The following is an 18,313-nucleotide window of genomic DNA, read 5'->3' as shown; positions in this document are numbered from 1 at the left end:
AAGAAGCCGCTAATCGCCGGCCCAACCTCCGATAAAAGTGGTGCGCGCTGCCCGCTTTACCGTGGAACGTGCTGGTTGGCCTAGGCGGCCGCAACCTGCCTCGTCCGCATCCTGGCAAGCGAGATCAGCCAGATGGCAAATCCGCCGAGCGCAAGGCCGCAGCCAACCCAGCCCGTTGAAGTCCAGCCATAGCCTCCCGCGATGGCAAGCCCGCCGAGCCAAGGTCCCAATGCGTTGGCCGCGTTGAAGGCGGAATGGTTCAGCGCGGCCGCGAGACTTTGCGCCTCTCCTGCCACGTCCATCAGCCGGGTCTGCAGCACTGGAGCCAAGGCGCCGCCAAAACCGATGGTCAGCACCGCCAGCGAGATCGTCCAGATATTGCCTGCCGCGAAAGCGTAGAGGATCATCGACGCCACGCTCCACAGCAGGAGCGCTCCAGCCGTCGGCATCAGCGCGCCATCGGCGAAGCGCGGCACCACGAGATTACCACCGGTCATCCCGATGCCGAAGATCGCAAGGACCATCGGCACCGCCCTTGGCCCGACATGGGTGACCTCCATCAGAGTGGAAGCCAGATAGGTGTAGACGGCGAACATACCGCCGAACCCGATCGCGCCGATGCCCAGCGTCAGCCACACCTGCTCCTTGCCGAGAGCGCCAAGCTCCCGCAACGGACTGGCACCGGCGACCGGGCGGTCCCGCGGTGCGACAAGCCATACCATGGCGGCAGTAGCGATTGCCAGCGCCGCGACGACGGCGAAACCCCACCGCCAGCCGAGGGCCTGCCCCAGCCAGTTGGCGAACGGCACCCCGATGATGGTTGCGGCCGTCAGGCCGAGCAAAACCCGCGCTACCGCTTGCGTTCGTTGAGCAACCGGAACCAGCGATGCGGCAACGAGCATGGCAATGCCGAAATAGGCCCCATGCGGCAGACCGCTCAGGAAGCGAAACAGGAGCATCCACTCGTAGCTCGGCGCAACGGCGCTGAGGCCGTTGCCGATCGCGAAGAAGCTCATCAGTAACAGGAGCAGGCTACGCCTGGCCAGCCGCGCCGAAAGCACCGCTATTATCGGCGCGCCAACCACCACGCCCAAGGCATAGGCGCTGATCACATGGCCCGCTGCTGGCTCGTCAATGCCAAGTCCCTCGGCCAAGAACGGCAGCAGGCTCATGGTTGCGAATTCGGTCGTCCCGATAGCGAATCCGCCCATTGCGAGCGCAAAATGAACGATGCCGGGGCGGATGGCGCCCGACTGCGAAAAGGATGTGGTCATGGCTGGATGGATGCTCTTTCAGTGTCTCGATTGCGGCGCGGGGCGGCCCGCCACCCACACTTCGACGATTGTTTCGAGGGCGCCGATCTCGGCCGCGGGATCGGCTGCGAGAATGACGAGATCGGCCCGCCGGCCGGGCTCGATCGTGCCACGATCCTCCAGGCCAAGCAATTCGGCCGCGCGCGCGGTGGCGATCGTCAATGCTTGGCTGGGAGTCAGCTTCGCCTCGACCATCAGCGCGAGCTCGCGATGCTCCGCGATACCGGCGATGCGCAGCGGCGTCGCGCCGCTATCGGTGCCGAAGCCTATCTTCACGCCCGCGTCGTAAAGGGTCTTCAGGTTGACGAGGTTCATGGCCAGCGATCTGCGCGATGCCGCACTGCGCGGATCAGCAAGCACTTTCGCACGCCAGGCGGGATCGTCTATCTGCTTCGCGAGCGCGGGAGACAATGCAGCCCGCGCGTTCGGCGTGAGCGTCCAGGGCGCCCGATCGGCCCAGGCGACGCTCGCTTCGTCGAGCTGCAGCGTCGCCACATACCAGACGCCCTTCGCCTTCATCTTCGCGACGAAGGCCGGGGGCACGGGCTGGTCGCGGACGCCGTGAGCGATGATCTCGGCACCCGCATCGACCATCGCCTCGGCGTCGGCGAGGTTGTGGACATGCGTGGCGATCCGCAGGCCCCGACGGTGCGATTTCTCGATGACAGCTTTGTAGATTTCTGGTTTCATCTTGACCGGAAGGCTGCCGCCGAAATCGTCGAGCCAGATCTTGACCATATCGGTGTTCCTAGCCGCCATCCGGCCGACGGCGTCGCGCGCCTCCTCGGGCGTATTCGGGCGAAAAAGCTGGTCTAGGCCGAGGTTCAGCATCGCCTGTGGCGGCGCACCCTGGGGTACGCCGATCCCTTGGGGGATCCCGAACAAGTCGGCGCCGTCGATCCGGCCGGCATGCGCCTCGGCCCGCAACGTGTCGAAGAGCGGGCCGTTATTGCCCAGCGCGGTGACGGTGGTGATGCCATAGTCGCGATATTGGGCGAGTTCGGCGGTGATGGTGGGGCGAGTATAGTTGGCGGCTCCCGTCTGCGTACCGCCGACCTGCCCGACATGGCTGTGATTGGAGATCAGGCCCGGGATCACGGTCCTGCCGCGATGATCCAGGCGCCGCGCGTCCGCCGGAATGTCTATGTCAGAGCCGACAGCGATGATCCGGCCGCTGGCAATCAGGATTGTCGCATCGTCGAGCGGTGCCCCTCCGCGGCCGTCGATCAACCGGGCATGGGTGATCGCTACGGTTTCGGCTGCGGCCGGACTTCCCGCCAGGAGCAGGGTTGCAAGGAGGAGTGTCTTCATCGACCCGTTTTCCGGGCGCGTTCGATGAGGACCGTCTGTCCGCCGATTCCGTGCATAGCCGTCTTCCCGAAAAAGCAATGACGCGCAGACGCGCGCTCGGCGGCCTCGTTAGACACCAACGGGCTCAGTCATGCGTTCCACCGAAGCGACGATGAAGGCGAGGCTTTCCTCATCCATCAGCTTGCCGTCGCGCACCTTTGCCGCGATGCTTCCGATCACCACCTGCGGCCCCGGCGTGACGCGCGCCTGGACGCTGAGCAAGGTTTCGTTGAGTTGCGCATGGGCCCGCACGCCGCCGGTAAAGGCGGCTGAAGTAGAAATGACCAGCGCCGGCTTGCCGATCAGGACGGATTGCCCATAGGGGCGCGACAACCAGTCGAGCGCGTTCTTCACCACTCCGGGCATGCCGTGATTATATTCCGGCGTGACGAGCACGATGCCGTCGCATTCCGCGACAGCTCGGCGCAGTGCGACCACCGTCTCGGCCGAGCGCGGGCCATCCTCATCCTCATCCTCATCGTACAACGGCAGGCGGACGTCCGCTTTCTCAAGGGCGAATCTGGCGGGAAGCGAGGCGTGCAACGCGCTCAGCACAGCTGCGGAATTGGACTCCCGGCGGAGACTGCCGGCGATCCCCAGCAAACGGAAAACGGCCCGCTGGCTCATCGCGCGCTTCCAACAAAGTCGGTCAGCGGACGCGTGGGTCCGCTGCCCGGGCCGGCATTTCGGATAGCCTCGGCTATCTCCTCAAGATCCGGGGGCGTGAGCCACTGGCGCGCAGCATCAATCTTGTTCGGGATCTTTATGTCGGTGCGGTCGGGCCGGCGGACGGGCAGCGTCGTGGTTGAAAGCATCATTTCTATCTCGTTGGATAAGCGGATCGCATCGTGCAGAGGCAAACGATCGGCGAAGGCTCGTCAGATGCGACAAGTGCCAGCTGCAAAACCATGACAGGAAAATAGAGATCGGCTGTGGGGAGCGCCACCCGTGGCAGCATGAACGAGGCTCAACGGCCCGGTGAGTGCCGCCCGAAAATAAGGCCGCAGCTCGGCGGGCTAGACCAAGCCTTCGCGCGCCCTGATCAAATGGATCAACTGGCGCAGTCCCGGGTCCGTCTGTCGGCGACTGGCGTAATAGGCAAAGAAGGGCGGGCCGGTCGACGCCCAGTCGGGAAGAACGATCTCGAGCTTGCCACGCTCGACTTCAGCCAATACCCGCCGCTCAAGAACATATCCCAACCCCACGCCGCTCAGTGCGGCGTCAACCGTCATCGCCGTATCGTTGACTGCGAACGAACCCTGGACATCGATCTGCACCATCGCGTCGCCGTCGCCCAGTTCCCATTTGAATATGGAATTGTCGCCAAGATGGACACGGACGCATGCGTGGTCGCGAAGATCCTCCGGCCGTGCCGGACGGCCGTGCCTTTCGAGATAGTCCGGCGACCCGACAACGACCCAGCGCAATGGCGGCGTGAGCGCCATCGCCACCATGTCCTCCGGCACGGTGCCGCCATAGCGGATACCCGCGTCGAAGCCCTCCGCAACGACGTCCACCGGCCGGTCCTCAACCGCCAGCACCAGTTGCACTTGCGGACAAGCAATCGCGAAAGCGCGCAGGACCGGTCCGATCAGCAGCCGCGCCGCATCATTGGGCACGTTCAAGCGCAACTGCCCCACGGGGTTCTGGCGATAGCTTTCTACCTCGCCGATTGCATCGCCGATCGCATCGAAGCTGCGCTCCAGCCGTTGGGCCAGCTTCTCGCCGACGGGTGTGGGAATGACCGTTCGATTCGTCCGGTGCAGAAGCCGGACACCCATGCGATCCTCGAGCTTCTTCATCGCGTGGCTGAGTGCCGAGGTTGTCACACCCAGCTCGATCGCGGCAAGCTTGAAACTCCGACGGCGCACGATTGTCACGAAGATGTGCAGATCCGGGAGATCAGACCGGCTGAAGAGAGGCATGCGGCTCGTCCTCGAGGAAATCGGAAGAAGTGCAGCTAGCCATTTTCATGGGCGTGCGCCAGCTCTCTGTAAGCTACGCCCCGGGGAATAAGGTAGAGGTGCAGCTCATAGACATGATATGATAGCAAAGTGCCAACCGCTCTCGCCGACATAGCCGACATTCGATAGTTTTAGACGGCTTGGCGATGGCAAAGTTAGTATCAAGATCTCATGTCACCGCCTGCAATCCTTTCCGCTGGATGATGGAGAGCAGACGTAGCGCTGGGCCGCCCGGTTTCTTCACGCCGCGCTCCCAATCGGACACGAGATTGCGCGAGACATTGAGATAGGCAGCGAACACCGGCTGCGAAACATGCTCGCGCTCGCGCAGGCGCCGAATCTCCTCGCCGGCCAGGGCTGGCGCCGGGGTCAGGCATCCCTCGTCGAAGGTGCGCAGCGTGGCGCGGGACACGACGCCCCCATCATGGGCATCGCTCATCATCTCGTGGATCGCGCCCGCAATCTCGCTGCGATAACCCTTGCTCTCAGTCTTCCTGCTCATCTTCGATCTCCACCAAGCCACCCGACACCGCCAGCCGGTCCAGTTTTTCATTGCTCCATCCCAGCGCCTCAGCCGCTGCGTTCTTCAACAGCGCCAGGTCCGCCTTCGTTACGTTCGCCTGCGCGCTCTTGGCGAAGCCGAAGGCGAAGATTGCGCGGTCACCCTGGCGAAACAGGATCAGCGTGCGATAGCCGCCCGACTTGCCCTTGCCCGGCCGAGCGACCCGCTGCTTGATGACGCCGCCACCGAGGTCGGCATCGATCAAACCGCTTTCTGCGCGTGCCACCGCTTCCCGAAGCGCCGAATCGCTCAGCTTCTCCTTGCGCGCGAAGCGTTCAAACCAGCCGTTCTTGAAGATGCGCGTGATGGCTGGCTCTCCTGCTTCTCGAGTTATATATAACACATAGTGTTATGATCAATGGCCTGCGGTACGTGCGTTCCAACGCATGGTGTTCTGCGAGGCGAAAAGCCCGAAGCCCAGCGCCGCGATTCTTCTCGCCCTGAGGAACATATGGCCGCGATGGAGACCGGTCGAAGCCGACCAGCTTGGGTCGAGACGGTGTGAGAAAAAATATCATCTTCGTCAGCGCACGACTGCGGACGACATGGGACGACTGGATACGCCACAGCGCACCGGCACTGTTTCCGGCACTCTTGCGCGATGCATCGAGACCATCAATTCTGTTCTCAGGGGAGCTTACCAACCACCAGACGATGGAAGAATGCCCAATGTCCAATGCTGAAAGGATCATCCGTCTCAAGACCGTGCTCGACCGCACCGGACTTTCGCGTGCCACCCTCTACCGCAAGATCGGCGAAGGCAGCTTTCCGCGTCAGGTACGGATCAGCGTCCATGGCGCGGGCTGGCATGAATCCGCCGTCAACCGCTGGATCGCCGATCCTGCGGGCTATCGCGCCGACGAGCCAGGGCATCGAGCATAGGATGGCGCCTCAGGCTGCTGTCTTCCCTTTGTGCAGTGGTACGACCTTAGCGTCCGCCTTTCTGGCGCAATAGCCCGCCCAGGCATCCATGAGCTTGCGACGCTTCTCAAACAGGTCGCCGCGCCGATAGGCGGCTTCGGCCTTGTTTCCGATGGCGTGCGCCAACGCCATTTCGCATACCTCATGGGAAAAGCCGGTTGTTTCCGATGCCCAATCGCGGAAGGTCGAGCGAAAGCCGTGAACGGTGATGCCTGCCTTCATGCGCCTGAGCAGCATTGCCATTGCCATGGGAGATAAGGGTTTGTCGGGCTTGGGGCTAGGGAACACGAAACCGTTCACCGTGGTTTCGGCTTGCGCTTCAATGATTGCCCAGGCGCGGCTTGCAAGTGGCACGCGGTGTTCGCGGCCCATCTTCATACGCGCAGCTGGAATCGCCCAGATCTGCTTGTCGAGATCGACCTCGTCCCAGCGCATTCCGAGCACTTCGCCGGACCGGGCGGCAGTCAAAATCGTGAATTCGAGAGCCCGGGCTGCAGTTGCTTCGCGCAGACGAAGCTCGGACATGAACGCGGGGGCAGCCTCATAGGCGAGTGCCGCATGGTGGCCGCGCGTCAATCGCTGGCGCTTAGGTAAGAGCTGGTCAAGATGCCCTCGCCAAGTGGCGGGATTCTCGCCGCATCGATACCCTTTCGCCTTTGCGGCATTGAGGACATTCTCGATTCGCCCAAGCAGGCGCTCCGCGGTCTCGGGTGCGCGTTTCCACAAGGGCTCGAGCACGCCCAGTATCTCCTGCGTGGTGATCTCGTCGACCGGTCTGTGTCGGATCGAAGCAGCATAGGTCGTGAGCGTCATCTTCCACTGCGCGACATGCTTCGGGTTGCGCCAGGAGGGTGTCATCGCGGTGATATAGGCGTCAGCGCATGTGCCGAAGTCTGGAATGCCTTGCAGCTTCGCGCGCTCGGCTTTCGGGTCGCCACCCTCTGCAAGGATTGTCCGAAGTGCTGCGGCTTCCATCCGCGCCGTCGCCAAGGGCAGATCGCGTCCGCTGCCAAGGCCCAGTTCCACGCGTTTACCGGCCCGAGTGTACATGAAGATCCAGCGACGCCGTCCGCTATCATCGATAAAGAGGTAAAGCCCACCACCGTCAGAATGACGACCTGGTGCCTTCAGCTTCGCCGCCTGAATGGCCGTCAGCCTGTTGAGCGTCCGCTTCGTCATAACTCTCCGCCTAACGTCTCCGCCGAACTCTTCGGTCCCACTTTCGGTCCCACTTTGTGAGCGCGTTGGAGCGAAATGTCCAGATACCGAGTCAGACATGCGCATCGTTATAATTGCTATTTTTCAGTGTATTAGTGAAATCATATGAAATCTACGGAGACGTCATAAATTGACCAGTACGGAACCCTCCCGCTCCGCCATTTTACCGTCCACCCAAGTTCGCCGACAGTTGCCAAAAGCCGCAGACTTCTGCGGGATTTATGGCCATGACTGCCCGCTGCCGTTCGTTGAAATTTGCCTACAGCCGCATTAAATTGTGGGGAAATCTCCGAGTGTGGGGAAGCCCCATCTCATTTTGTGGGGAACTGCCATGGGCAAGCTGACAGCCAATGAAGTGAAAGCCACGCTGACAAAGCCGGGAACCTATGGTGACGGCGACGGACTTTTCCTGAAAGTAAGCCGCACAGGAGGGGCAAGCTGGCTCCTGCGTGTCCAGCATGAGGGCAAACGGCGTGATATCGGCCTTGGCAGCGCCAAGCTAGTGACACTGGCAGCGGCGCGAGCCAAGGCAGCCGAAGCCCACAAGGCAACCCGCGAGGACGGACGCGACCTTGTGGCCGAGAAACAGAAAGCCAAGACCGAGAATGTCACTTTTCGGGAAGCGGCTCCGGCCTGTCATGAAACCCATAAGGACCAATGGGCCAATGCCAAGCACGGCGATCAGTGGATCAACACGATGAAAGCGTATCTCCTTTTGGGGGAGGGTCGCGCTACCATCAGATATACCATCAAGACGGTGGTATCCGGTGGTCCAAGACCGCTCCGTATGGGATACCTATGCCACGAAAAAACCGCAGAAATCAGCCAGTTATGGCACTTTCTGGAACCCTCTGGGAGAGGATTTTGGTGACCCCTACGGGAATCGAACCCGTGTTTCAGCCGTGAAAGGGCCGCGTCCTAACCGCTAGACGAAGGGGCCGTTCGTGGGCGCCGCCGTGGGGCAGCGCTGCGAAGCGAGGGCGCAATTAGGCGGGGACGGGGAAAGGGTCAACCCCTTTTGCCCAATAAAATTGCAATGAAGCCATTTCTTCCCGACATCCCTTCCGTGCGTTACAAGATCGAAGGAATCCGCGCCTTCAATCCGCCCAGGCGGCGTCCTCCAGATGCAGTTCGGCGGCGGGACGGCTGCCCCAGTCGTCAATCTTCGCCTTGCCCGCGACCCAGAGCTTCCGGTCGCGCGGCGCCCCCAATATCGCCTGACCAAGGTCGGTTTCTGCCTGGCGGAAGGCGATCGTCTTGATCGAACGGCCATCCTCCCCGCTCATGATCGCGCGCAAATGGCCATTGCCGACGATATCGGCCCTGATGACGCGCATCGGCCCGGCGGCGATCAACGGCGCGGGCCAGCCGGCGCCATAGGGACCGCCCTGCTCGATCGCGGCGACGAAATCCGGGTTCACGCCCGCCGGCGCCAGCACCGCATCAATCAGCAGCGCCCGGTCGTCGCGCGCCCTGGACACCGAAGTGGACAATCGGCCGTCCAGATAATCGGCGAGCGCGTCGATCCGGTCCGCCGCGACGGTGAGGCCCGCCGCCATGGCATGGCCGCCGCCGGCCACCAGCAGGCCGCTATCCTTGGCCGCCAGCACCGCCGCGCCCAGATCGACGCCGGAGATGGAGCGGCCCGACCCCTTGCCCATGCCCGCCTCGTCGATGGCGATGACGATGGCGGGGCGGCCCGCCTTTTCCTTGATCCGGCCAGCCACGATGCCGATGACACCCGGGTGCCATCCCTCGCCCGCGATCACCGCCACGGCGCGGTTGCCCTGGCGCTCAAGCAACGCCTCGGCCTGTTCCTGGACCGTCGCCTCGATGGCGCGGCGTTCCTCATTATACTGGTCGAGCTGCGCGGCGATGCGCGCCGCTTCGGCCGGGTCATCGGTGGTCAGCAGCCGCACGCCCAGATCGGCCTGCCCCACGCGCCCGCCCGCATTGATGCGCGGCCCCAGCGCGAAGCCCAGATCATGGCAAAGCGGCGCCCGCGTCAGGCGGCTGGCGTCGATCAGGGCGGAAAGGCCGATATTGCGCCGCCTGGCCATGACTTTCAGCCCCTGCGCCACAAAGGCGCGGTTGAGGCCCCTGAGCTGCGCCACATCCGCCACGGTGCCCAATGCAACGATGTCGAGCAGTTCCATGAGCGCCGGTTCCGCGCGCTGCGCGAACCAGCCGCGCGCGCGCAGCAGCCGCACCAGCGCCGCGCCCAGCAGGAAGGCGACGCCGACCGCCGCCAGATGCCCGTGCACCGCCGCGCCCTCATTCTCGTCCAGCCGGTTGGGGTTCACCAGCGCGAAAGCCTCGGGCAGTTGCGTCGCGCATTTATGGTGATCGACCACCACCACATCCACGCCGGTCGCCTTGGCCATGGCCAGCGCCTCGAACGCCTGCGCGCCGCAGTCGACGGTGACGATCAGCGTCGCCCCCTCGCCCGCCAGCCGCACGAGCGCCTCGCCCGAGGGGCCATAGCCCTCCATCAGGCGATCAGGAATATAGGGTCTGGCGGCAAGGCCGAGATCGCGGAGCAACCGGATCAGCAGCGCCGCGCTGGTCGCGCCGTCGACGTCATAATCACCGAAGATGCGCACATCCTCGCCGCGCTGCACCGCGTCGGCCAGCCGCTCGGCCGCCGCGTCCATGTCGCGGAACAGGCTGGGATCGGGCATGAACTGGCGAATGGTCGGATTGCGGTGCGCCGCCACCGCCTCGCGCGGGCAGCCGCGCGCCAGCAGCAGCTGCGTCACCAGATCGTCGGGCAGATAGGCGGGATCGCGCGTGTCGGCCCCGCCGCCCCGCCAGCGCCAGGGCTGGCCCGAAATCGATCGCGAGATGTTCAGCGCAAATGTCATGAAAGGGCTTTAGCGGTCCGCGAGTCATGAGGAAAGGCGGGCAAAACATATCGCTGGCGGAACCGCCGCAACCCGTTGGGCGTATTGCCTCTTTGCCGGGCCTGTGGGATGCACGGCGCGAAAGGGGCGGCGCAAGGTTCATGAACAGACGGCAGGCAGATCATGTCCGGCGCATAATGGCCGTGGCGCTGATGACAGCCTCTCCGCTGCCGCTGATGGCCCAGACGGCTATGCCGACGACACCCCCTGTCTCTACGCCATCGGAAGCCGAAGAACCGATCCTGCCCGACGACCAGTTCGAGGCGCGCCTGCCCAAGGTCGAAGGCGGCGATCCCAATGCGCCACTGCCCTCGATCGACAGCTGGATCGATCAGCAGATGCCGGCCCAATCCACCGCGCCTACCGAACTGCCCCCGGCGACCGACCCGGCCGAGGAACGGGAACTGGCCCAACCGCTGCCGCCGCTCGACAGCGTCACTGTCCCCGCCAACGCCGCAGCCAACGAGGACCCCAACGCCAAGCTGCCCGATGTCCGCTACGCCACCAGCATCGAGGGTTTCGGCAAGACCGGGCTGGAAGACGCATTCCGCGCCGAATCCGCGCTGATCGACGGCAAGGGCAAGGCCGAAACCGCCGCCATGGTGCAGGCGCGCGCGCAGGAGGATGAAAAGCTCGCCATCCGCCTGCTTCATTCGGAGGGCTATTATGACGGGACCGCGCTCGCCAGTCTCGACCAGGCGGGCGACGGCACGCTGAAAGCGGTCGTTTCGGTGACGCCGGGCAAGCGCTACAAGATCGGCGATATCGTGGTGAATGCCGGCGCAACCGTGCCGCCGAACCTGATCCGCGACAGCCTGCCGCTCAACACCGGCGACTATATCATCGCCGCCAATGTCGAGGGGGCGGAGGCCAATGTCGCGCTGAAGCTGCCCGAAAATGGCTATCCCTTCGCCAAGGTCGGCGATCGCGACATCCTCCTCGATCCCTCGACGGTGACGGGCGCCTATACGCTGCCCGTGGAGGTCGGCCCGCGCGGCACCTTCCGCAAGATCACCACCAGCGGCGAGAAACAGGCCTTCGGCGCCGATCATATGGAAGTGATCCGCCGCTACAAGCCTGGCCAGATCTACGACAGCCGCAAGGTGGACGACCTGCGCAAGGCGCTGGTCGCGACCGGCCTCTTCTCCAGCGTCGCCGTCGATCCGGTGCGCACCAATGAGGTCGGACCGGACGGCACCGAATATGTCGATCTGCATGTCGAGCAGGAGGCAGGGCCGCCGCGCACGATCGCGGGCGAAGCAGGCTATGGCACCGGTCAGGGCTTCCGCGCGGAGGGGACATGGACCCATCGCAACATGTTCCCGCCCGAAGGCGCGCTGATTCTGGGCGCAGTCGCGGGCACGCAGGAACAGGGCGCGTCGGCGACCTTCCGCCGCTCCAACGCGGGCAAGCGCGACAAGACCTTCCAGACCGGCATCACGCTCAACCACCAGAATTACGACGCCTATGAAGCCTATACGGCGGGCATCAACATCGGCTGGTCGCGAGCGTCGACGCCGATCTTCCAGAAGCGCTGGACCTACAGCTATGGCGCCGAAATCCTGCTGACCAACGAGCAGGTCGTGACCAACCTGCTGACGGCGGACAAGACCCGGCGCACCTATTTCATCGGCGCGCTGCCGGTGCAGGTGGGCTATGATCGCTCCAACGATCTGCTCAACCCGACCAGGGGCTTCCGCGCCAATTTGCGCGTGTCGCCCGAAGGATCGTTGCAGGGCAATTTCTCGCCCTATGTGCGCAGCACCTTCGACCTTAGCGGCTATTATCCGGTGTCCGACAGCCTGGTGATCGCGGCGCGCACGCGGCTGGGCACCATCAACGGCGTGGACCGCGACGATGTCGCCCCGTCGCGGCGCATCTATGCCGGCGGCGGCGGATCGGTGCGCGGCTTCGGCTATCAGGAACTGGGGCCGAAGGATGTCAACAACGATCCCGTGGGCGGTCGGTCGGTCAATGAATTCGCGGTCGAAGGCCGCTATCGCTTCGGCAATTACGGCATCGTCGCCTTCGTCGATGCGGGCCAGGTCTATGAAAGCCAGATGCCCAAATTCTCCGACATGCGCTATGGCGTCGGCATAGGCGGCCGCTTCTACACCAATTTCGGCCCCTTCCGCGCGGACATCGCCATGCCGATCAACCGCCAGCCGGGCGAATCCAAGTTCGCGCTCTATATCGGCATCGGACAGGCCTTCTGATGGCGCAGGACGACACCCCTCCCCCCGCTTCCGAAGCGATTGGCGAAACCGTGGTCATCCGCGAGAAGCGCCCGTTGTGGCGAAAGATCGCGATCGGCGTCGTTGGCCTCGTCGTCGCGCTGATTGTGCTGGTGGCGGGCCTGCTGCTCGGCCTCAACACCCAGCCGGGCAAGAGATTCCTGATCCGGCAGATCGCCGCGCTCCAGATGGAGTCGGGCATGAAGATTGAGGTCGGGCGGATCGAGGGATCGATCTACAGCGACATGACGATCCGCGACCTGGTGCTGCGCGACCCCAAGGGCGTGTTCGCGGTCAGCCCGAAGGTGCATGTGGTCTGGCGGCCCTTCCGCTACATCAACAATCATATCTCGGTCAGTCTGCTGGAAACGCCGCTGGTCGTGCTGGCGCGCAGCCCGCAGTTCAACGTGACGGAAAGCGATCCTAACGCCCCGATCCTGCCTGACCTCGACATCGACGTCGACCGGATGAAGATCGGCAAGTTCATCCTCGCCAAGCCAGTGATCGGCCAGAAGCGCGAGATCGCGATTGATGGCGTCACCCATATCTCGGACGGCCGCGCCATCCTGTCCGCTGACGCCGTAGTCGACAGCGGGGATCGGTTGCAGGCCAAGCTGGACGCGGTGCCCGAACAGAATCGCCTCGCCATGAGCGGCACGCTGACCGCGCCCAAGGGCGGCGTCATCGCCGCCATGTCGGGCCTGACCGATGGTATGACCGCGACCCTGGACGGCAAGGGCACATGGCAGGCCTGGGACGGCAAGATCGTCGCGACCTCGCCCAAGGGCGAGCTGGCGAACATCCTGCTGTCGGCGCGCGACGGCAATTTCACCGCCAAGGGTCCGGTGCGGCCCGGACTGGTTTTTGCCGGCGCCGTTGACCGCCTGACCGCGCCGCAACTGGACGTGGACCTGTTCGCGGGCCTCAACGAACGGCGCGTGAACCTCAAGGGCACGCTGCGCTCGCCGGCGATGACGGCCGATGCGCAGGGCCTGATCGACCTGGGCAAGAGCCAGTTCAGCGCGCTGCGCATCAACGCCGCGCTGCTGACCCCCGGCGCGATCATGGAGAAGGTGAAGGGCCGCGACGTGCGCGCCTCCGTCATTCTCGACGGGCCGATGGCGACGCCCTTCATCGATTATGACATAACCGCCAAGAGCATCGCCTTCGATGCGACGGGCATCGAGAATCTCAAGGCCAGCGGCCGGGCAGTAATCGACGCCGATCGCATCCGCATCCCCGTGAACGCCACCGCGACCCGGGTGACGGGCCTCAATGCAGCGGCGGGCGGCCTGCTCCAGAATCTGCGGGTGAAGGGCGACTTCGCCTATGCCGCGGGCAAGCTGATCAGCGACAATCTCAAGATCGACAGCGACAAGATCGACGCCACCGCGATCGTGCTGGCCGACCTCGACAACGCCATCTATCGCGGCGCGCTGAAAGGTCGGGTCAACGATTACAAGATCGACGGCGTCGGCATCGTCAATCTCAACACCGATGTCGAACTGATCCCCGGTCCCAGGGGCGGCTTCGGCCTGGGCGGACGGTTCGGGGTGCGGACATCGCGCTGGGAGAACGCCTCAGTCCGCGACTTCCTGGGCGGCAATGCGGTCATGTCCGGCCGCATCGGCATGACGCCGGAGGGCAAGTTCACCCTCGCCGGGCTGAAGGGCGCGGCGCCCAACTTCACCATCCATTCGGGATCGGGCAGCTATGACACGGACGGGCAGGTCGCATTCGACGCGACGGCGTCCTCGAAACAATATGGTCCGCTGGCGCTGACCGTGCGCGGCACGATGGAGCGGCCGCAGGCGGTGCTGCGCGCGGCGCGGCCCAATGTCGGCGTGCAACTGACCGATGTCGTCGCGAAGCTGAATGGCGAGGCGGCGGGATACCGATTGGAAGCCACGGGTGGCTCCCCCTATGGTCCCTTCTTCGCCAATGTGCTGATCCGCACCGCCAAGGGGCCGCTGACCATCGACGTCACCAAGGCGCGCTTCGCCGGGGTCGACATGAACGGCCGCATCCAGCAGAGCGCCGCCGGTCCCTTCGCCGGGCAGCTCGCGATGAACGGCTCCGGCATCACCGGCGCGATCCGGCTGGCGGCGGTGGGCAAGGTGCAGGGGATCGACGTCAACGCCACCGCCAGCAACGCCAAGCTGCCGGGCGAGGCCGATATCGTGATCGGCCGGGCGATCGTGACCGCATCCATGCTGCTGGCCGATCAGCCGCAGATCAGGGCCGACGCCCAGATCGCCAACGCCGCCTATGGCGACTATGTGGTGCGCAAGGCGCGCGCGCGGCTCGACTATCAGGGCGGGCGCGGCCGCGCCCAACTGGTCGCCGACGGCTCCAGCGGCGTGCCCTTCTCGATCGCCGCCAATGCGGCGCTGCGCCCCGATCTCTACGCTGTGGCGTTGCAGGGCAAGGCGGCCAATATCGACTTCAAGCTGGCCCAGCCCGCCATCATCCGTATCGAGCAGGGCGGCTATCGCCTCGAACCCGCGACGCTGGTGCTGCCGCAAGGGAAGGTCGACCTTGCCGGCCGCTTCGGCGACACGACCACGGCGCAGGCGCGGTTCAAGGATTTCGACCTCGCCATCGCCAATATCGCTTCGCCGGGCCTCGGCATCGGCGGCCGCGCGACCGGCACGCTGGATTATCGGCAACAGGGCAGCGCCTTCCCGACCGCGACCACGCGCCTCGCCATCAGCGATTTCCGCCGCTCCAGCCTGACCGCCGTGTCCGATCCGGTATCGATGAATGTCGAGGGCAAGCTGTCTTCGGCCGGCGGCGACCTGCGCGGCCTGATCCGCGAAGGCAACGCCACGCTCGGCCGCTTCGTCGCCACGCTGGCGCCTCCGGGCGCGGGGGCGACATGGTCGGAACAGTTGCAGAACGCCCCGCTGGGCGGCGGCATCCGCTATGCCGGGCCGGCCGATGTCCTTTTCTCCTTTGCGGGGCTGGCCGACCAGCAACTGACCGGCGGCCTTGCCGTCGCCGCCGACTTCAGCGGACGGCTCAGCGACCCGCGCCTCAATGGCGTGGTGCGCGCCAATGCGCTCACTTACGAGAATGAGACGTTCGGCACCCGCGTCACCCAGATGAAGCTGGATGGCCGCTTCACCAACGATCATCTGGAAATTCGCGATTTCTCCGGCCGGGCCGGCGACGGTACGGTGCAGGCGTCGGGCAATGTCGGGCTGGCGGCGGCGAGCGGCTTCCCGATGGACATTGCCGTGAAGCTCAACCGCGCCCGCCTCGCCCGCAGCGAAGCGATCACCAGCGTTGTCAGCGGGACGCTCAACATCAGCAACAGCGCGGCCAATGGCGGCCTGATCAAGGGCGACCTGTCGCTGCCCGAAACCCGCTATCGCGTCGCCTGGCAAGGCGGCACCGATATCCGCCAGCTGACCGGCGTGCGCCGCAAGGGCGAAGGCGGTGACGCGCTCGACCAGCGCCTTGCCGCGCGTCAGGTCGCCGCCAAGCCCGCCGACTGGAAGCTGGACATCAGGGTCCGCGCCGACAATGAAATCTATGTGACCGGCATGGGCCTCGATTCCGAATGGAAGACCAATATGCGCGTCACCGGCACCACCGCCGCCCCGCGCGTTGTCGGCAAGATCGAAGTGATCCGCGGCCGCTACAGCTTCTCGGGCCACCAGTTCGATCTGTCGCAGGGCGTCATCAGCTTCAACGGACCGATGATGAATCCCACTCTCGCGATCAAGGCGGAGACCCGGATCGACACGGTGACGGCGGGCATCCAGGTGACGGGTAGCGCGCAGCAACCGGACATCGCGTTCATTTCCACGCCGACCCTGCCGCAGGACGAAATTCTCGCCCGCATCCTGTTCGGCGACAATGTCGCCAACCTGTCGGCGACCCAGGCGATCCAGCTGGCGGCGGCCTTGAACGGCCTGCGCGGCGGCAGCGGCGGCCTCAACCCGATGGGCAAGTTGCAGGGCGCGTCGGGCCTCGACCGGATCGGCATCGTCGGCGGCGACGAGGCGACCGGGCGCGGCACCAGCCTCGCGGTCGGCCAGCATATCTCCAACAATATCTATGTGGAGGTCATCACCGACTCCAAGGGCTTCACCGCCACCCAGCTGGAAATCGCCCTGTCCAAGACGCTCAGCCTGCTGTCGAAGACCGGCACCAACGCCGGATCGTCGGCGAACCTGCGCTATTCGAAGGATTATTGAGGGACGGCGAACGGGCCGCTATGCGGTGATAATGTCCTGGGATGACGCATTTTGCATCGACGGCGCTGGCCTATGTCCCAGCCATCGGGCATCATGCCGTCGAGCCGTTCCGGCGGCCGGACCAGACAGAAAGCCCCGCGTGCCGATCCACCGCCCGACGATGACAGCCATGGCAGCCCTGTTCGCCATGGGGCCGGCCGCGGCGCTGGCGGACACGCCGCGCGAGCTGCTGACCGCCGCCGCATTCCAGGCGCCCGACAAGGACAAGGCGCTGGCGCTGATCGGGCAGGCGATCACCGCGTCCGACCGGATATTGGCAGGCCGTCCCGGCGATCATGAAGCGACGCTCCAGCGCGGCATCGCCATCGGCTATCGTGCCAAACTGACCCGCAGTCGGTCGGACGCGCGGGCCTCGCTGGGGATATTCGAGGGGCTGGCCGCGAAAAACCCGCGCGACGCCGAAGCGCAGATGGTGATCGCCGGCTGGCATCTCGACGCCATCGCCCAATTGGGCGGCTTCATGGCCCGCACCGTGCTGGGCGCGCGGACGCAGGTGGGTGAGGCGGCGCTGAACCGCGCCGTCGCGCTGGGCGGTGACCGCGCCTTCTATCCCGGACTGGGAGCGATGATGCGGATCAGGCTGGATCACGGCGATGTCGCCGAGGCACGCAAATGGGCCGAAGCCGCCGCGACCGCCCCGACGCCCACGCCGCTCGACACGCTGATGAAGCGGAACGCCCTCGCCATCCTGCCCGCCCTGCGCGCCAGTGACGGCAGGAAGGCGGCGGCGCTGGCGCGCAAACTCCTGCCCTTTGGCAAACTGGCGGATTAGGCAGGATGCCGATGGCCGGTCCGGTCTGTTTGGGGTGGGTAGGGGACTGTCCGGCTTCGGGTGAAACTTCGATCTTGACGACGTTAAGCCGTCGTGGCTTCTCAGCAGCATGTCGAAAATTTGGACCTATAGCTTGGCACTTGTATTGACGGTGACAGCTATATCGTCAGCGAGTGCCGAAACCGTCGAAGCCGATAAGTCATGTTTCGACGTCGCTTTAATTGCGACAAGCCCTCGCTATCGGTGGCAGCCGGTAGAGAGCGAGCCTGACGAAATTATTATCAGATCGCCCGTTTCAATTCGGTTCGCAGTCAAACAGGTGATTGCTGGATCAATCAAGTCCTCTGATATCGATGTTCGAACGTCACTGCATACCCGGTTCAACTCCGCCATTAAGCAATTCCTACTTTTTCTAAAGATGGAACGTGACGGGAAATATTCTCTGCAAGAATTGAATTATCAGCTCGTTTATGACCGTAGAGGGATGCTCGTGTGGCCGATAGCATCGCCACTCGATAAATCATATACAGAAGATGGTTTTACGCCTTCGAACTACGAAACCTTAATGCGGCCAATCCATTACAGGACGAAGGATGCATGGTGGTTGGTGACACCCCCCGATGTCGATCCCCCATCTGCTGCTGAATACAGCTGGGGACAACTTGATAAGAACGGAATCATTACGGCATCACGAGGCATCAGCGCCGTTGATTTGGTGGCAGCGGCAGCCGGTAAGCGGTGCGGCGCGAAGGTCGCACGTTGAGATAGTTGCTAGGTTGGTGCTGGGGGAACGGCTGCTATTAGAGTGGCG

Annotated in this window: 14 protein-coding genes and 1 tRNA gene; 6 read left to right on the top strand and 9 right to left on the bottom strand. The window is 64.3% G+C overall.

Annotation, left to right across the window (positions count from 1 at the left end):
- Positions 1 to 80: 80 nt before the first annotated feature.
- The 6 genes from AC58EF_RS06420 to AC58EF_RS06395 form a co-directional block, all read right to left on the bottom strand.
- The gene (locus AC58EF_RS06420) at positions 81 to 1,274 is read right to left on the bottom strand and encodes an MFS transporter (protein WP_497275371.1); all 1,194 of its coding nucleotides are present in this window, start codon (positions 1,272 to 1,274) and stop codon (positions 81 to 83) included.
- Between the two features lie 18 nt (positions 1,275 to 1,292).
- The gene (locus AC58EF_RS06415; RefSeq protein WP_497275369.1) at positions 1,293 to 2,624 is read right to left on the bottom strand and encodes an amidohydrolase family protein; all 1,332 of its coding nucleotides are present in this window, start codon (positions 2,622 to 2,624) and stop codon (positions 1,293 to 1,295) included.
- 108 nt (positions 2,625 to 2,732) lie between these two features.
- A complete protein-coding gene (locus tag AC58EF_RS06410; protein ID WP_497275367.1) occupies positions 2,733 to 3,290 on the bottom strand; it encodes an NADPH-dependent FMN reductase in 558 nt (185 codons plus the stop codon).
- A 389-nt stretch (positions 3,291 to 3,679) separates the two neighbouring features.
- A complete protein-coding gene (locus tag AC58EF_RS06405) occupies positions 3,680 to 4,588 on the bottom strand; it encodes a LysR family transcriptional regulator (protein WP_497275365.1) in 909 nt (302 codons plus the stop codon).
- 208 nt (positions 4,589 to 4,796) lie between these two features.
- Positions 4,797 to 5,129, bottom strand: coding sequence for a helix-turn-helix domain-containing protein (locus AC58EF_RS06400; protein ID WP_497275364.1), 333 nt, complete (start codon positions 5,127 to 5,129; stop codon positions 4,797 to 4,799).
- The gene (locus tag AC58EF_RS06395) at positions 5,113 to 5,532 is read right to left on the bottom strand and encodes a type II toxin-antitoxin system RelE/ParE family toxin (protein ID WP_497275363.1); all 420 of its coding nucleotides are present in this window, start codon (positions 5,530 to 5,532) and stop codon (positions 5,113 to 5,115) included. The genes AC58EF_RS06400 and AC58EF_RS06395 overlap by 17 nt, the downstream gene beginning before the upstream one ends.
- A gap of 326 nt (positions 5,533 to 5,858) precedes the next feature.
- On the opposite strand from AC58EF_RS06395, the gene AC58EF_RS06390 reads away from it, so the two are divergent.
- Entirely contained in the window at positions 5,859 to 6,071 is a 213-nt protein-coding gene (locus tag AC58EF_RS06390) for a helix-turn-helix transcriptional regulator (protein WP_497275362.1), read from the top strand.
- 9 nt (positions 6,072 to 6,080) lie between these two features.
- Here AC58EF_RS06390 and AC58EF_RS06385 read toward each other — a convergent pair whose 3' ends face one another.
- On the bottom strand, positions 6,081 to 7,289 hold the full coding sequence (locus AC58EF_RS06385; protein WP_497275361.1) for a tyrosine-type recombinase/integrase: 1,209 nt from the start codon (positions 7,287 to 7,289) through the stop codon (positions 6,081 to 6,083).
- A gap of 370 nt (positions 7,290 to 7,659) precedes the next feature.
- Here AC58EF_RS06385 and AC58EF_RS06380 point away from each other — a divergent pair, with 370 nt between their 5' ends.
- Entirely contained in the window at positions 7,660 to 8,199 is a 540-nt protein-coding gene (locus AC58EF_RS06380; protein WP_497275360.1) for an Arm DNA-binding domain-containing protein, read from the top strand.
- Here the strand turns inward: AC58EF_RS06380 and AC58EF_RS06375 are convergent.
- Positions 8,194 to 8,268: transfer RNA gene (locus AC58EF_RS06375), tRNA-Glu, on the bottom strand. The genes AC58EF_RS06380 and AC58EF_RS06375 overlap by 6 nt on opposite strands.
- A gap of 157 nt (positions 8,269 to 8,425) precedes the next feature.
- The gene (gene recJ / locus AC58EF_RS06370) at positions 8,426 to 10,192 is read right to left on the bottom strand and encodes a single-stranded-DNA-specific exonuclease RecJ (protein WP_497275359.1); all 1,767 of its coding nucleotides are present in this window, start codon (positions 10,190 to 10,192) and stop codon (positions 8,426 to 8,428) included.
- 140 nt (positions 10,193 to 10,332) lie between these two features.
- On the opposite strand from recJ, the gene AC58EF_RS06365 reads away from it, so the two are divergent.
- The 4 genes from AC58EF_RS06365 (at position 10,333) to AC58EF_RS06350 (ending at position 18,265) form a co-directional block, all read left to right on the top strand.
- Complete coding sequence (locus AC58EF_RS06365; RefSeq protein ID WP_497275358.1) at positions 10,333 to 12,447, top strand: autotransporter assembly complex protein TamA; 2,115 nt, start codon at positions 10,333 to 10,335, stop codon at positions 12,445 to 12,447.
- On the top strand, positions 12,447 to 16,670 hold the full coding sequence (locus AC58EF_RS06360; RefSeq protein WP_497275357.1) for a translocation/assembly module TamB domain-containing protein: 4,224 nt from the start codon (positions 12,447 to 12,449) through the stop codon (positions 16,668 to 16,670). Before AC58EF_RS06365 ends, AC58EF_RS06360 begins: the two co-directional genes overlap by 1 nt.
- Before the next feature lie 160 nt (positions 16,671 to 16,830).
- Positions 16,831 to 17,502 carry a hypothetical protein gene (locus AC58EF_RS06355; protein WP_497275356.1) on the top strand — a complete coding sequence of 224 codons (672 nt, stop codon included), beginning with the start codon at positions 16,831 to 16,833 and terminating at the stop codon, positions 17,500 to 17,502.
- A gap of 109 nt (positions 17,503 to 17,611) precedes the next feature.
- On the top strand, positions 17,612 to 18,265 hold the full coding sequence (locus AC58EF_RS06350) for a hypothetical protein (protein WP_497275355.1): 654 nt from the start codon (positions 17,612 to 17,614) through the stop codon (positions 18,263 to 18,265).
- Positions 18,266 to 18,313 lie beyond the last annotated feature (48 nt).

It is taken from the genome of Sphingobium sp. WR1 (assembly GCF_059693745.1).
This window is presented reverse-complemented; position numbering and strand designations above follow the sequence as displayed.